Raw genomic sequence first — 13,583 nt, 5'->3', positions numbered from 1 at the left:
CCTCGGGGCCGGGTGAGCCAGTTTGACCCGTCTGTGAGGGGACCCGTAAACTTGAGCTTCGGCGCGCGTTCCGCGTGCCATGTTTGTGTGGGCCGCATGGTCTGTGCAGGCCCCCAGTAAGTTTTCCATTCCAGCAGAGAGTGAGATCCACGGTGTACGCGATCGTGCGCAGTGGCGGCACCCAGCAGAAGGTCGCCGTCGGCGATGTCATCGAGATCGACAGCCTCACGGACAAGGCGGGCGACACCGTCGTCCTGCCGGCAGTCCTGGTTGTCGATGGCGACACCGTGACGACCGATGCGGCGGCGCTGGCCAAGGTTGCCGTGTCGGCTGAGGTTCTCGGCCGCACCAAGGGCCCCAAGATCCACATCCTGAAGTACAAGAACAAGACCGGTTACCGGAAGCGCCAGGGGCACCGTCAGCACTACACCCAGGTCAAGGTCACCGCGATCGACGCGAAGAAGTGAGCTGATTAACTCATGGCACACAAAAAGGGAGCGGCCTCGACCCGCAACGGTCGTGACTCCAACGCGCAGCGGCTCGGCGTGAAGCGGTACGGCGGCCAGCTGGTCAACGCCGGCGAGATCATCGTTCGCCAGCGCGGCACCCACTTCCACCCGGGCAACCTGGTGGGCCGTGGCGGCGACGACACGCTGTTCGCGCTCGCCGAGGGCAAGGTGGAGTTCGGCACCCGGCGCGGTCGCCGCGTCGTCAACATCGTCCCGGCCCCGGCGGAGTAGTACCGCCACCCGGGTTTTGTCACAGCTCTTCCAGGAGGGCGGGTCGCGGAATACCGCGGACCCGCCCTTTTGCTGTGTAAAGCACAGCTGCTGTCTTAAGCACCAAGCAAGTTGCACTACCTACAGGAAGTTGAGAAGCACCGATGGCAATCCCCAGTTTTGTCGACCGCGTGACGGTGCACGTCACCGCGGGCCGCGGCGGACACGGATGTGCCTCGGTGCACCGGGAGAAGTTCCGGCCCCTCGGCGGTCCCGACGGCGGCAACGGTGGTGACGGCGGCAGTGTGATCCTGCGCGTCGACCCGGACACCACCACGCTCGTCGACTACCACCGCTCCAGCCACCGCACCGCGACGAACGGTGCCCAGGGCAAGGGTGACAACCAGGCCGGCAGCAACGGCGACAGCGTCGTACTGCCCGTCCCGGACGGCACGGTCATCAGCACCTCGGACGGCGAAGTGCTCGCCGACCTCGTTGGCCCCGGTGCCGAATTCGTTGCTGCACAAGGCGGCAAGGGCGGTCTCGGCAACGCGGCGCTGGCCAGCAGCGCCCGCAAGGCGCCTGGTTTCGCGCTGCTCGGTGAGGACGGGGAGGAGCGCACGCTCGTCCTCGAGCTGAAGGTTGTCGCGGACATCGGTCTGGTCGGCTTCCCGAGTGCGGGCAAGTCGTCGCTGATCGCGTCGATCAGCCGCGCCCGGCCGAAGATCGCCGACTACCCCTTCACCACCCTGATTCCGAACCTCGGGGTCGTGGTCGCGGGCGAGACCACCTTCACGGTGGCCGACGTACCGGGTCTGATCGAGGGCGCCAGCCTGGGCCGCGGGCTCGGGCACGACTTCCTGCGCCACGTGGAGCGGTGTGCGGCACTCGTGCACGTCATCGACTGCGCGACGTACGAGCCAGGCCGTGACCCGCTCAGCGACCTCGACACGATCGAGGCCGAGCTGACGGCCCACGGCGGGCTCGAGGACCGGCCGCGACTCGTTGCCCTGAACAAGATCGACGTACCGGACGCGCGCGAGATCGCGGAGATGGTGCAGGCCGAGCTGGAGGGCCGCGGGTTGCGCGTCTTCCCGATCTCGACCGCGAGCCACGAGGGCCTGGACGCGCTCAAGTTCGCGATGGCCGAGATCGTGGTCAAGCGTCGTGCGGAGCAGGAGAAGCCCGACAACACGCGGATTATCATCCGGCCGCAGGTCCAGGGCGGGCCCGAGTTCAAGGTCAAGAAGCTGCCGGAGGACGGCGGCTGGCTGGTGCAGGGCGAGAAGCCCGAGCGCTGGGTCAAGCAGACCGACTTCACGAACGCGGAGGCCGTCGGCTACCTGGCCGACCGGCTGAACCGGCTCGGTGTCGAGAAGAAGCTGCTGGAGCTCGGCGCGATGGAGGGCGACGGGGTCGTCATCGGCGACGGCCCGAACGCGGTCATGTTCGACTTCGCGCCCGAGGTCCAGGCCGGCGCCGAGCTGCTGTCGCGGCGTGGCGAGGACCAGCGGCTGGAGGAGGACCGGCCCGCGCTGCAGCGGCGCCGGCGCAAGGACGAGGAGTACCACGCGCTCCGGTCCGGGGAGGCCAAGACCGACCTGTCGGAGTACGGGCAGGGCTGGGTCGAGGACGAGGTCGACCTGTCCCCGGCCGAGGCCAAGCGAGCTGCGGAGAAGGCAGAGAAGCTGGCGCGCAAGGAAGCACGCGAGCTCGCTCTGCAAAAGGAACTCGACCAGAACGGTTGATACCTGATGGACCAACGCGCGGAGGCTGTTGCGGCCACGCGAATTGTCGTCAAGGTCGGTTCGTCGTCGCTGACCCAGCGCGGCCGGATCGACCTGGACCGGCTCCGGCCGCTCGTCGACGCCATTGCGGCGCGCCGGGCGACCGGGACCGAGATCGTGCTCGTCTCGTCCGGGGCGATCGCGGCCGGGCTGGCGCCGATGGGACTGCGTTCGCGACCGCGTGACCTGGCGACGCAGCAGGCGGCGGCCTCGGTCGGGCAAGGCGAGCTGATGGCTCGCTACAGCGATGCGTTCGCTGCGCACAACCTGCGGGTCGGCCAGGTGCTGCTGACCGTCGACGACGTGACCCGGCGCAGCCACTACCGCAACGCGTTCCGGACGTTTGCCCGCCTGCTGGAGCTGGGCGTCGTACCGATCGTGAACGAGAACGACACGGTCGCGACCACCGAGATCCGCTTCGGCGACAACGATCGCCTGGCCGCGCTGACCAGCCACCTCGTGCACGCCGATCTGTTGCTGCTGCTGTCCGACGTCGACGGCCTGTACGACGGCGATCCGCGCAAACCGGGCACGACGATGGTCACCGAGGTGCGTGGCGCCGCCGACCTGGAGCCGCTCGCGATCGGCAAGACCGGTTCGTCCGGCGTCGGTACCGGCGGCATGCAGACCAAGGTCGAGGCCGCCGCGATCGCCACCGAGGCCGGGATCCCGGTCGTCCTCACCTCGGCAGCGCTGGTGGCGGACGCCTTGCAGGGCAAGCGAGTTGGCACGCTCTTCCATCCGACCGGCCGCCGGCAGAAGACGCGCATGCTCTGGCTCGCGCACGCAACCTCCGGTGTCGGCATCCTCCGGCTCGACGAAGGCGCAGTCCGGGCCGTGACAGAGCGCCGTACGTCGCTACTCCCCGCCGGCATCACCGCCGTCGAAGGCACCTTCGTGGCCGGCGACCCCGTAGACCTGGTCTCGCCGTCCGGTGTCGTCGTCGCCCGCGGCCTGGTCAACTACGACGCCCTCGAGCTCCCCGGGCTGCTCGGTCGCTCCACCCGCGACCTGGCCCGCGAACTAGGCCCGGCCTACGAACGAGAGGTCGTCCACCGAGACGACCTGGTCCTGCTGTAAACACCCACCCGGTTACTTCTGGTCTCGTTGACGTAGCTCCTTCCCGATCCGGGTGAGGATGTCCACTTGCGCCTCGTTGTAGATCTCGGTCATGGCGGTGCCGAGGGTGTGGGCGATGCGCCGCGTCCCTCCGGGCGCTTGGTCCTGGGCGCTGCGTAGGTCGGGATGCTTGCCGAGGATGTCGATGGCGTGGGGGAGAAGCCGTGCCGTCAGCTCGCGCCGGGTGTCTTCGTCTGCGTCGGCGGGCAACTGGTCGAACTCGATGTCGGCGCGAGTGTGTTCGTACTCGGTCAGCATCCGCCGGTAGGCATCGAGTCCGGCCGGGCCGGCCACCCGGCTGTACACCACCATCATCTGGCGGTCGGCCTCGGAGAAGTTGCCCACGGTGGCTGCGAGGTCAGCCGGCAGGTCGGTCGGCAGGCTCTCGCGCAGGATCAGGGCCAGTTCGGCCCGGACGCGCTGGATTCGGTCGACCGCGGCGGCGAGTTCGGCGTCCAGTAGGCGCAACGCTTCCTGTGGGTGTTCGTCGGCATCGCCCATCGCCGCGATCTGCGGCAAGGAGACTCCGAGGTCGGACAGGCGCCGGATCCGCAGCAGCCGCACGAGGTGGGGGACGCCGTAGCGCTTGTACCCGTTGGTGTCGCGCTCGGGCTCATCGAGCAGGCCGACCTTGTGGTAGTGCCGCACGGCCTTCACGGTCGTCCCGGCCAGCTCCGCGACCTGACGCGTACTCCACGCCACGGCTCACCCCTTCCGTACGTCGTTCGTCCTCGACGCTACTGGGTCACCGACCCAGGCGATCGAGTACGGCGGCCCGGTTCCGCTGGGCAGCGGCGTCGAGCTTCAACCCGGACTGCGTCGACGCCGAGCAGAACTGATCCCGCCCGGGCAGTGTCCCGTCGACCAGGTAGGTGGTGGTGAGGTTGAGTGCGCACGGGTTGTCGTCGTACACGTAGACGCCGTGTCGACCCGCGTCGACGCTCACCAGCCGGGCCCGGTCCCCGAAAGTCTTGCGCAGCAGCACTCCGCCGACATGCGGGGTGGCGGGGTCACGCAGGTTCTGCAGGATCAGGATGTTGGCCGGTCCGTCCTTCGTGATCTGCACGGGCGGTTCGGCCGGCCGCGGCCAGTACGCGCAGGGAGCGATGTTCGCGCCGGCGGCACCGAACATCGGGAAGCGCTTGCGAGCCTCGGCGACATCCCGCTGGTACGTCGCGACGTCCGTCGGCCAGGCCGTGTCGTTGCAGGTGACCGCGAGAAACGCGGAGAAGGCATTGTCATGCGGCGACGGTGCCGCGCCTCGAGCGACCGAGCCGGCGCTCAACCCGGGCAGGGCGCGGACCTCTGGCATCCGGCTGTCCGTCCGCTGGCGGCGGACGGCGGCGTCATCGGAGCCGGCCAGCGACTGCCACATCTGGGCCATCACCGGGAACTGCGATTCTTTGTACGCCGAGGCGAACATGCCGAACCGGAAGGTTTTGCCGTCGATTCCGTCGACGGGCTTGCGATCCAACTGGTCGGCCAGGGCGAAGAAGTTCCTTCGCACCTCGGCCGGGGTCCGGCCGAGCCCATAGGCGGCGTGGCGCTCGGCGGCGAACTTGGCGAAGTCCGGGAACCGTAGCTCCAGGCCCAGCCCGAACCGCCGGACGGCGGCACGATCCAAGGACGTGGTGCCGGGGTTGCTGTCCAGCACGATCCGGTCGGTCCGCTCGCGGAACATCGAGGCATAGGCCGCGCCCAGCGCCGAACCGTAGGAGGCTCCGAAGAAGTTGATCTTCTGCTCGCCGAGTGCGATCCGGATCTGGTCCATGTCGCGGGCGGTGTTGGCTGTCGAGATGTGCGGGAGCAGCCCGGCCTTGTCGTTGGCCGCGCACTGAGCGGCCACCCGCTGGACGATCTTGGCCTGCTTGGCGACATCGGCCGAGTTCTTGGCGTACGGCGGGATGTTGGCCTGATACATGTCGTCGGCCAGGAAACCGCAGCTCACGGGTGACGAGTGGCCGACGCCGCGCGGATCCATACCGATCAGGTCGTACGCCGCGGAGACGGTCGCCGGTAGTCCCAACGCGACCAGGTCAGCGGGCTGTGACAAACCTGATCCGCCCGGGCCGCCCGGGTTGAGCAGCAGAACACCTCGCCGCTTGGCCGGCTTCGCGCTGGCGAGCCGGGAGATCATGATCTCGATCTTCCGGCCGTCGGGCTTGGCGTAGTCCAGCGGCACCGGGATTTTCGCGCACTGCAATTGCGGTGATCCAGGTGCCACCCCCGTCGGACATTTACCCCAGACCGGCTTGGTCGCGGCAGGAGCGGTCTTGACCTCTTCAGCGGTGGCCGGCGCGGCGGCCAGCAACGTCCCGGCGAGACCAGCCGTCACCACCAGGGCCAGACCACTGCGTGCGATTCGTCGATGCTGCATCCTTGGTCCTCTCTGTCGTGTCCTGGGACCCACTCCAGACCGTGCCCTTGGGGCACAGTCAAATGGCCGGCGGCCGCCTAGAATGACCACGTGAGCGAGATCATCGAACTGGCCCGGCGGGCGCGCGAGGCGTCGTATGCGTTGGCGGAAGCCTCGCGGGCGACCAAGGACGCGGCGTTGCACGCGATGGCGGCGGCGCTGCGGGCCAACACGGACGCGATCGTTGCAGCCAATGCCACGGATGTGGCGGCAGCACGAGAGGCCGGTACGCCGGAGTCCACGGTCGACCGGCTTGCGCTGGACGCGGGCCGGGTCGACGGGATGGCGGCGGGGCTGGAACAGTTGGCCGGTCTGACCGATCCGGTCGGTGAGGTGGTGCGCGGGTACACGCTCCCGAACGGTCTGGAGCTGCGCCAGGTCCGTGTCCCCTTCGGGGTTGTCGGGATCATCTACGAGGCCCGTCCGAACGTCACGGCCGATGCGGCCGGCATCTGCCTCAAGTCGGGTAACGCGGTGCTGCTGCGCGGTTCCTCGTCTGCGGCTGCGTCGAACGTCGCGATCATCGATGTACTGCGGGATGCCGCGGCATCGGTGGGGCTGCCGGCTGATGTGGTGCAGGGGGTGCCGACGGATCGGGCTGCGGTCAAGGAGCTCATGCAGGCGCGCGGGCTGGTCGACGTACTGATTCCGCGCGGTGGTGCCGGGCTGATCCAGACCGTGGTCAGCGAATCGACCGTGCCGGTGATCGAGACGGGCGTCGGCAACTGCCATGTGTACGTCGATGCCGACGCGGATCTCGGCCTCGCGCTGGAGATCCTGCTGAACTCGAAGACCCAGCGGCCGAGCGTGTGCAATGCGGCCGAATCCCTGCTGGTGCACGCATCGGTGGCTGACGACTTTCTCGCGCTGGCCCTGCCGGCGTTGGCGGATGCCGGTGTGACGGTGCACGGCGACCCGACGGTGGTTGCTGCGGGCAAGGACATTGTCGCGGCGACGGACGAGGACTACGAGACCGAGTACAACTCACTCGACCTGTCGGCCGCGGTGGTCGAGTCGCTGGAGAGCGCCGTACAGCACATTCGTCGCTACAGCTCGGGGCACACTGACGCGATCATCACCCGCTCGCAGGCGGCCGCGCGCCGCTTCGTCCAGGCGGTCGACTCGGCGGCGGTCGTGGTCAACGCGAGCACGCGGTTCACCGACGGTGGCGAGTTCGGCTTCGGCGCCGAGATCGGCATCTCGACCCAGAAGCTGCACGCCCGCGGCCCGATGGGCCTGCCGGAGATGACGTCCACCAAGTACGTCGTCACCGGCGAAGGTCAAACCCGGAACTGATCCACCCGTACGACGGGCGGCTCGGCACTCAACACCGCCAGAGCCGCCAGGTGGTTGGTGTCGATCTCCAGATCGCTCAGTTGCGCCGGCCCGCTGTTCCAGCGAACTACGGCGGCCGGCTGATCGGGCGGGCTCACCACCACCGTCGACAGGCCGGCCCCGATCCCGTCGCCGGTCGCCTTGAGCAGCGCCTCCTTGCGCGTCCAGTACCGCGTGAACGCCCGCGCCTTCTCGATCCCGTCGTACCGCTTGAGCTCCTGCAGTTCTTCCGGCGCGAGACTCATGCCCGCGACTCCGTCCACGTCCACCAGCGAGCCGATCTGCTCCACATCGAGTCCGACCGGCGCCGTACCGATCGCCAGCCCGACCCAGTCGCCCGAATGCGACACCGACAGCTCGACCCCCTCGGCCTGCACCTTCCCGTGCGGCTTCCCGCAGTCCCGGCAGGCCCGATCCAGTACGACGTTTGCCGGAGGCAACGACATCCGGGCCCCGAGCAACCGTCGTACCATCGTCACCCCGAGCAGGAACCGCGCCTTGTCCGCATCCCGCAGGTACCGCGCGTACCGCTCCTGCTCGACCGCGTTCAGATCAGCCACGAACTCCGGCCGCGCCTGCCCGATCCCCGCCCACCACACCTCGACCTCGTTCACGCGGTCGCCAGCGCCCACTCGACTGCCTCCGCAATATCCGTCACCGGGTACTTCACCGCGTTGACCACCCGATCTGCGCCGACCACCAGGACGACGCGCTTGAGCCGCTCATACCCACCCGCGCGGAACGTCGGCAACCGCAGCGCCGCCGCCAGCTCCAGCTCCACATCCGACAGCAGGACCTGCGGGATCTCCTCGGCTGCAGCAAACGCCTGCTGCTCGTCGGTGCGCTGCGTACTGACGCCACGGACCGCGATCCGCTGCGCTGTGAACTCGTCGTACTTCGCCGCGAACAACCGGTTCTCCAGCGTGCAGCCCGCGGTCCCCGCGATATCCAGCCACCCCTCCGGCAACGGCGTCGGCCGGCCGGTCGCCGGGTAGCCGAACAGCACGGTCGACCGCGCATCCGCGTCTACCACGTCGAGCGTCGTACCGGCTGTTGACGGCAAGGCAACCCGAGGGACCCGTCGGCCAACAAGCTCGTGCACGCGTTGGGCCGGTGCCTGATCGGCTGTGTTCGTCCCGGTCAGCTCACCGTCGCCGAGCACCCAGCGGTCGCCCCAGTCCTGTAGCGCGACCAGCACCGGCAGCAGCGCGCGCCCGCGCGGAGTGAGTCCATACGCGTACCGCGTCGGCCGCTCCTGGTACGCCGTTCGCTCGATCACGCCCGAGTCGAGCAGCCCACCGAGCCGCTCGGTCAGCACCTTCCGGGAGATCCGCAGCGACTCCGCCAGTTGGTCGAACCGATCGAGCCCGCGCGCGAGGTCGCGAACGATCAGCAGCTCCCAGCCGTCGCCGATCACGCCGAGGGACTGCGCGATCGCACAGTCCGCCTCGGGCGAGAAGGTGCTCCGTCGCATCGTCCACCCCCAATCCGGTTGCCACCACGCTAGCGGGCACCGTAAGTTCCTCTGAGGAACTCACTCTAGCTCGCGGGGGAAGCATGTACTGGCGCCGGATCGCCGAACTGCCCAGCTGGATGCGTGCCGTGATGCTCGGCCAGCTGGTCAGCGCCGCGGGAGCGCTCGCCTGGCTGTACCTGACCCTCTACCTCGTCCAGGACCGCGGGATGTCCGCGCAGCAGGCAGGCTTCGCAGCCGCGGCGTACGGCGTTGGTCTGGTCGGCGGCAATCTCGGTGGCGGGTGGATCGGCGACCGCTTCGGGCTGCGGACCGCAGCCGTGGCCAGCCAGCTGACCTGGGCGATCACCTGCGCCGCGATGCCGCTGGCCCCGAATGGATGGCTGGCTGCGCTCGGTGCGCTGGCCGGTCTGTGCGGGGGAGCGACCCGGCCGAACCTGTCCGCGCTGGTCGCGATCTCGCTGCCCGCCGAACGTCGGCGGGAGGGAATCGCGCTGTCCCGGACCGCGAGCAATGCCGGGTTCATGATCGGACCGCCGTTGGGTGGACTGGTCGCGGCGTACGACTTCTCGTTGGTCTTCGTGTTCGATGCCGTGACCAGCCTGGTGCTCGCGTTCGTCATCTGGCGCTGGGCGCCGCCGGCGCGGCGGGTGCGCCAGGTCGTGCGGCTGCGCGGTTCGGTGGACCGGTCTTTGCTGATCCTGCTCGCGATGATCGTCGTGCTCGACACCGCCTGCCGGCAGATCTACGTGACCATGCCGCTGCTGCTCCGCGACGCCGGTTCGCCTCCGGTCGCGTACGGCGTACTGATCGCGGTGAACTCGGTCCTGATCGTCTGCCTCGAGGCACCGCTCGCGATTCGGCTGCGCAGTCATCAGGCCCTCCGCGTGATCGCGGCCGGGAGCGCGCTCGTCGGCGTGGGTCTCGCGGTCCTCGGCATCTGGCCGGCGCTGATGGGCGCGGTGGTCGCGATCGTCGTCATCACCGCGGGGGAGATGCTCTACAAGCCGACCGCGACCGCGCATGTCGCGGACCTCGCGCCCGAGGGCATGGTCGGGCGCTACTCCAGTCTGTACGCCGCTGCCTCGGTCAGCGGGATGTTCCTCGCCCCGGCTCTGGGTGGCGTCGCGTATGAGCACGTGCCGCGGCTGCTGTTCCCGATCGCGGGCGGGCTCGCAGTCGCGGCGGGCGTCGTACTGGCGCTTACTCGTCAGGCAGCGGCGCGGGACGCCCTTCCCAGCGCGTCGACAGCACAACGGTCGTCCGGGTCCTGACCACGCCGTTCACACGGCGCAGGGAGCCGACCACGGCCTCCAGTTGGCTGACGTCCGCGACGCGGATCTTCACCACCAGCTCCTGGTCACCCGCCACGAACCAGCAGTCCTCGACCGCGGCGATCTCGCGGACCTGGTCGACGATGTCGTCGGTCTCCACGTCGTCACGCTGGAACAGGCCGATCAGGGCGCTGGTGCCGAGCCCGACCTCGCTCGGCGCCACGATCGCGCGGTAGCCGAGCAGTACGCCGCGCTCCTCGAGGCGCCGTACCCGCTCCTGGACGCTCGGACCGGACAGCCCGACCACCCGGCCGAGCTCGGCCCAGCTGGAGCGGCCGTTCAGCCGCAGGGCCTCGATCAGTTGCCGATCGATCACGTCCATATGGGGTGAACCTCCTGTTTGCCGCAGATTCGTAGGCATGTGACCTGATCTGCCTTCAATTCGTTTGTGTCGTCCGTCAGATTGTCGTACAATTTGAGGTGTCGGGCCGGTCCGCCCGATCTTTGCCTGACAACCAGTGAAGGAAACATGATCACCCCCGACGTCGCCCGTGCCCACATCGACGAGATGCACCGTGTCGCCGCGCAGTACCAGCGCGCAGCCGCCGTGCCGTCGCTCTGGCGCCGGCTGCTGACCCGTCACATCCGCCACAGCTGATCGACCCCTCGCGCGACCGGATGGCCAACCAGTGCCACCGGTCGCGCTCGTGTGTCCGGCCACGAGATAGGCTCTGTCCATGCTCAAGCTTGTCGTGCCGCAGCTCGCGGCCCTCGAGGAGGCCGCTGAGGCCGCCCACATCTCGCCGTGGTGGTACGGCGGGTTCGCGCTTTTCGTCCTGGTCCTGTTGCTGCTCGTCACGGTGATCATGGGCAAGGGCCGGCCGCACAGCTGATATGACTGCCGTCGAGCGGGTCCGCCGGCTGGGTGTGATGGGTGGGACGTTCGACCCGATCCATCACGGCCACCTGGTCGCCGCCAGCGAGGTCCAGGCGTACTTCGATCTGGACGAGGTCATCTTCGTCCCGACCGGCCAGCCCTGGCAGAAGCTCGACCGCGACGTCTCCGCCGCCGAGGACCGGTATCTGATGACGGTGATCGCCACCGCGTCGAACCCACGGTTCTCGGTCAGCCGGGTCGACATCGACCGGCCGGGACCGACGTACACGATCGACACCCTGCGCGACCTGTCGGCGCTCTACCCGGACGCCGAACTGTTCTTCATCACCGGTGCCGACGCGCTGGCCCAGATCCTCACCTGGCGCGACGTCGACGAGATGTTCAAACTCGCGCAGTTCGTCGGCTGTACGCGGCCGGGGACCGAGAGTCTCGAGCTGCCGCTGGACAAGCTGCCGATGGACCGGATCACCTTGCTGGAAGTCCCGGCGCTGGCGATCTCGTCCACCGAATGCCGGGCCCGGGTCGCCAAGGGCAACCCGACCTGGTACCTCGTCCCGGACGGCATCGTCCAGTACATCGCCAAGCGCGAGCTCTACATCAACCGTTAGACTCTGCAATTTTTCAAAGGACATTGAGATGCCAGCCAGCGAACGCGCCATCGAGCTGCTCACCGCGGCCGCCGAAGCGGCCCACGACAAGAAGGCCGAGAACGTCCTCGCCTTCGACGTCTCCGAGCAGCTCGCCATCACCGACGCCTTCCTGGTCGCCTCCGCCTCCAACGACCGGCAGGTGCGAGCCATCGTCGACGCCGTCGAGGAGAAGCTCCGAGCCGACTTCGACGCCAAGCCGGTACGCCGCGAGGGCGCCCGCGAAGGCCGCTGGGTGCTGCTCGACTACCTGGAGATCGTGATCCACGTCCAGCACGACGAGGAGCGCAGCTTCTACTCCCTCGAGCGGCTGTGGCGCGACTGCCCCGTGATCAAGCTCCCGTCCGCCGTACCGGGCTCGGATCCGGCCTCAGACTCGGCCTCGGGCTCGGCTTCGGGCTCGGCTTCGGGCTCGGCCGAATGACGGCTGGACGACTGATCGTCTGGCGGCACGGCCGGACCGAGTGGAACCTGCAGGACAAGATGCAGGGCCAGGCCGACATCCCCCTCGACGAGGTGGGCATCGGCCAGGCCCGCGCCGCCGCCGCCCGGCTGGCCGCCCTGGCCCCCACCCGCCTGTTCTCCAGCGACCTCCAGCGCGCCGCCGCCACCGCCGGCGAGCTCGCCCTCCTGACCGGCCTGAAGATCGAGTACGACGAGGCCCTCCGCGAAATCAACGTCGACGACTGGGCCGGCCTCACCCAGGCCGAGTTCCGCGCCCAGTTCCCCGAAGCCGCCGCCCGCATCAAGGCCAACGAGCCCCAACGCCGCGGCACCGCCGGCGAAACCGTCGACGAGGTAGCCACCCGCTTCGCCGCCGCCCTGCACCGCATCTCCACCCAAGGCACCGCCGAAGACACCATCGTCATCGCCACCCACGGCATGGCCGCCCGCGTAGGCATCTGCCACTTCCTAGGCATCCCCACCGCCCACTTCCCAGCCTTCGGCGGCCTCTCCAACTGCAACTGGGTCTCCCTCCTCCCCAACCGCACCTCCGGCTGGCGCATCGAAGAGTGGAACGCCGGCTCCCTCCCCGAACCAGTAATGTCCGACGACCCCCAACGCTGAAGACCCGCCCCCGCGGCGACAGCCTGGTCGCCTCCGGCGACGGCCCCGACCGGCTTGGGGAGTGCCGGCCCGGCCCCCCGAGCCAGTCCGGCGCGGAGGTCGGTTAGTTCAGTTTGGGGTGGCGCCAAGAGCTGTCGTGTACGGCGGAGTTGGGGAGCGTTACCCCACCTAAAGCACCGGGTAGGACTCCCCAACCCTCCCGGCGACGGTGCGCGACGCTTCCCCCCCAACTCGATGGATATCCCCTCGGCTGGCCCTCCGCGCTGTGGCGGTCACGCGGAAAATGAGGGGATCTCCGCTCAGATTGCTGGTTCTCCCCTCGTTATTTGAGCGGAGAACCAGCACATTGAACGGATATCCGGTTCTCCTGCCCGATGTGCGGGTGATTCGCCATCACGCCCGCCACAACGTCCGACGATCCGGAGACCAGGCGTGCGGTTCCTTCGGAGGTTGTGGGTACGGCGCTTTGCTGGCTCGCGTGCAGGTGAGCCGGGTGTACTGCGGTCAGGTAGTGGGGACCTGGGACATCTGGTCGGGTGTCCGGGGTCCCCAGTAGGTGTACGAGGTTCAGCCCGTGCGGCCCCGAACCACCTTGAGCGCCCATCAGTCGTGCCTCGCCTGTGGGCTCGACTGGATGGTGCTCAAGGTGATCGCGATGAGTCACCGACAGGCGGCTTCGGTTGCTCTCGGAGAGGTGTGGCCCGTGGCGGGAGGTTGGGGCACCTGACTGCCCGGACTGGCTCAACATGCGCCCCACATTCCAGGCTTCGCGGTGGAATGGGCGAGGGTGACCGCTTCCGTAGCAGCACTCCGTTGATCACCGCCTCACGCCGCGTGATCCAACTC

At 68.7% G+C, this 13,583-nt stretch carries 16 protein-coding genes; 11 read left to right on the top strand and 5 right to left on the bottom strand.

Annotation, left to right across the window (positions count from 1 at the left end; translation table 11 throughout):
• Positions 1 to 152 precede the first annotated feature (152 nt).
• The 4 genes from rplU (at position 153) to proB (ending at position 3,586) form a co-directional block, all read left to right on the top strand.
• A complete protein-coding gene (gene rplU, locus E1261_RS10230) occupies positions 153 to 467 on the top strand; it encodes a 50S ribosomal protein L21 (protein ID WP_132405183.1) in 315 nt (104 codons plus the stop codon).
• Between the two features lie 12 nt (positions 468 to 479).
• Positions 480 to 740 carry a 50S ribosomal protein L27 gene (gene rpmA, locus E1261_RS10225; RefSeq protein WP_132405181.1) on the top strand — a complete coding sequence of 87 codons (261 nt, stop codon included), beginning with the start codon at positions 480 to 482 and terminating at the stop codon, positions 738 to 740.
• Between the two features lie 143 nt (positions 741 to 883).
• Positions 884 to 2,467, top strand: a complete 1,584-nt coding sequence (gene obgE / locus E1261_RS10220) for a GTPase ObgE (protein WP_132405179.1) — start codon at positions 884 to 886, stop codon at positions 2,465 to 2,467.
• Positions 2,468 to 2,473: 6 nt separating this feature from the next.
• A complete protein-coding gene (gene proB / locus E1261_RS10215; RefSeq protein WP_132405177.1) occupies positions 2,474 to 3,586 on the top strand; it encodes a glutamate 5-kinase in 1,113 nt (370 codons plus the stop codon).
• 12 nt (positions 3,587 to 3,598) lie between these two features.
• On the opposite strand, the gene E1261_RS10210 is transcribed toward proB, so the two are convergent.
• Positions 3,599 to 4,327, bottom strand: a complete 729-nt coding sequence (locus E1261_RS10210) for a helix-turn-helix domain-containing protein (protein ID WP_132405175.1) — start codon at positions 4,325 to 4,327, stop codon at positions 3,599 to 3,601.
• A 43-nt stretch (positions 4,328 to 4,370) separates the two neighbouring features.
• Complete coding sequence (locus tag E1261_RS10205) at positions 4,371 to 6,002, bottom strand: alpha/beta hydrolase (protein WP_202874571.1); 1,632 nt, start codon at positions 6,000 to 6,002, stop codon at positions 4,371 to 4,373.
• Between the two features lie 90 nt (positions 6,003 to 6,092).
• Here E1261_RS10205 and E1261_RS10200 point away from each other — a divergent pair, with 90 nt between their 5' ends.
• On the top strand, positions 6,093 to 7,337 hold the full coding sequence (locus E1261_RS10200; RefSeq protein ID WP_132405173.1) for a glutamate-5-semialdehyde dehydrogenase: 1,245 nt from the start codon (positions 6,093 to 6,095) through the stop codon (positions 7,335 to 7,337).
• Here the strand turns inward: E1261_RS10200 and E1261_RS10195 are convergent.
• Together E1261_RS10195 and E1261_RS10190 are read right to left on the bottom strand one after the other, a co-directional pair.
• Positions 7,322 to 7,990, bottom strand: a complete 669-nt coding sequence (locus tag E1261_RS10195) for a 4'-phosphopantetheinyl transferase family protein (protein WP_238176109.1) — start codon at positions 7,988 to 7,990, stop codon at positions 7,322 to 7,324. The genes E1261_RS10200 and E1261_RS10195 overlap by 16 nt on opposite strands.
• Positions 7,987 to 8,850, bottom strand: a complete 864-nt coding sequence (locus tag E1261_RS10190; RefSeq protein ID WP_132405169.1) for a winged helix-turn-helix transcriptional regulator — start codon at positions 8,848 to 8,850, stop codon at positions 7,987 to 7,989. The genes E1261_RS10195 and E1261_RS10190 overlap by 4 nt, the downstream gene beginning before the upstream one ends.
• Positions 8,851 to 8,933: 83 nt before the next feature.
• On the opposite strand from E1261_RS10190, the gene E1261_RS10185 reads away from it, so the two are divergent.
• The gene (locus tag E1261_RS10185) at positions 8,934 to 10,124 is read left to right on the top strand and encodes an MFS transporter (RefSeq protein WP_132405167.1); all 1,191 of its coding nucleotides are present in this window, start codon (positions 8,934 to 8,936) and stop codon (positions 10,122 to 10,124) included.
• Here E1261_RS10185 and E1261_RS10180 read toward each other — a convergent pair.
• Positions 10,054 to 10,506 carry an Lrp/AsnC family transcriptional regulator gene (locus E1261_RS10180; protein WP_132405165.1) on the bottom strand — a complete coding sequence of 151 codons (453 nt, stop codon included), beginning with the start codon at positions 10,504 to 10,506 and terminating at the stop codon, positions 10,054 to 10,056. The genes E1261_RS10185 and E1261_RS10180 overlap by 71 nt on opposite strands.
• Positions 10,507 to 10,653: 147 nt before the next feature.
• On the opposite strand from E1261_RS10180, the gene E1261_RS46825 reads away from it, so the two are divergent.
• From E1261_RS46825 to E1261_RS10165, 5 genes are all read left to right on the top strand, one after another.
• Entirely contained in the window at positions 10,654 to 10,782 is a 129-nt protein-coding gene (locus E1261_RS46825) for a hypothetical protein (protein ID WP_272948569.1), read from the top strand.
• A gap of 79 nt (positions 10,783 to 10,861) precedes the next feature.
• Positions 10,862 to 11,017, top strand: coding sequence for a hypothetical protein (locus E1261_RS45205; RefSeq protein WP_165952440.1), 156 nt, complete (start codon positions 10,862 to 10,864; stop codon positions 11,015 to 11,017).
• Between the two features lie 37 nt (positions 11,018 to 11,054).
• Positions 11,055 to 11,630, top strand: a complete 576-nt coding sequence (nadD, locus tag E1261_RS10175) for a nicotinate-nucleotide adenylyltransferase (protein WP_238176112.1) — start codon at positions 11,055 to 11,057, stop codon at positions 11,628 to 11,630.
• Positions 11,631 to 11,658: 28 nt separating this feature from the next.
• Positions 11,659 to 12,093, top strand: a complete 435-nt coding sequence (rsfS, locus tag E1261_RS10170) for a ribosome silencing factor (protein WP_132405161.1) — start codon at positions 11,659 to 11,661, stop codon at positions 12,091 to 12,093.
• A complete protein-coding gene (locus E1261_RS10165; RefSeq protein WP_132405159.1) occupies positions 12,090 to 12,737 on the top strand; it encodes a histidine phosphatase family protein in 648 nt (215 codons plus the stop codon). Before rsfS ends, E1261_RS10165 begins: the two co-directional genes overlap by 4 nt.
• The last annotated feature ends 846 nt before the right edge of the window (positions 12,738 to 13,583 follow it).

The organism is Kribbella albertanoniae, from assembly GCF_004348455.1.
GTDB lineage: Bacteria > Actinomycetota > Actinomycetes > Propionibacteriales > Kribbellaceae > Kribbella > Kribbella albertanoniae.
Note: the sequence above shows the minus strand (reverse complement) of the source record. Positions and strands in the feature narration are given on the sequence as shown.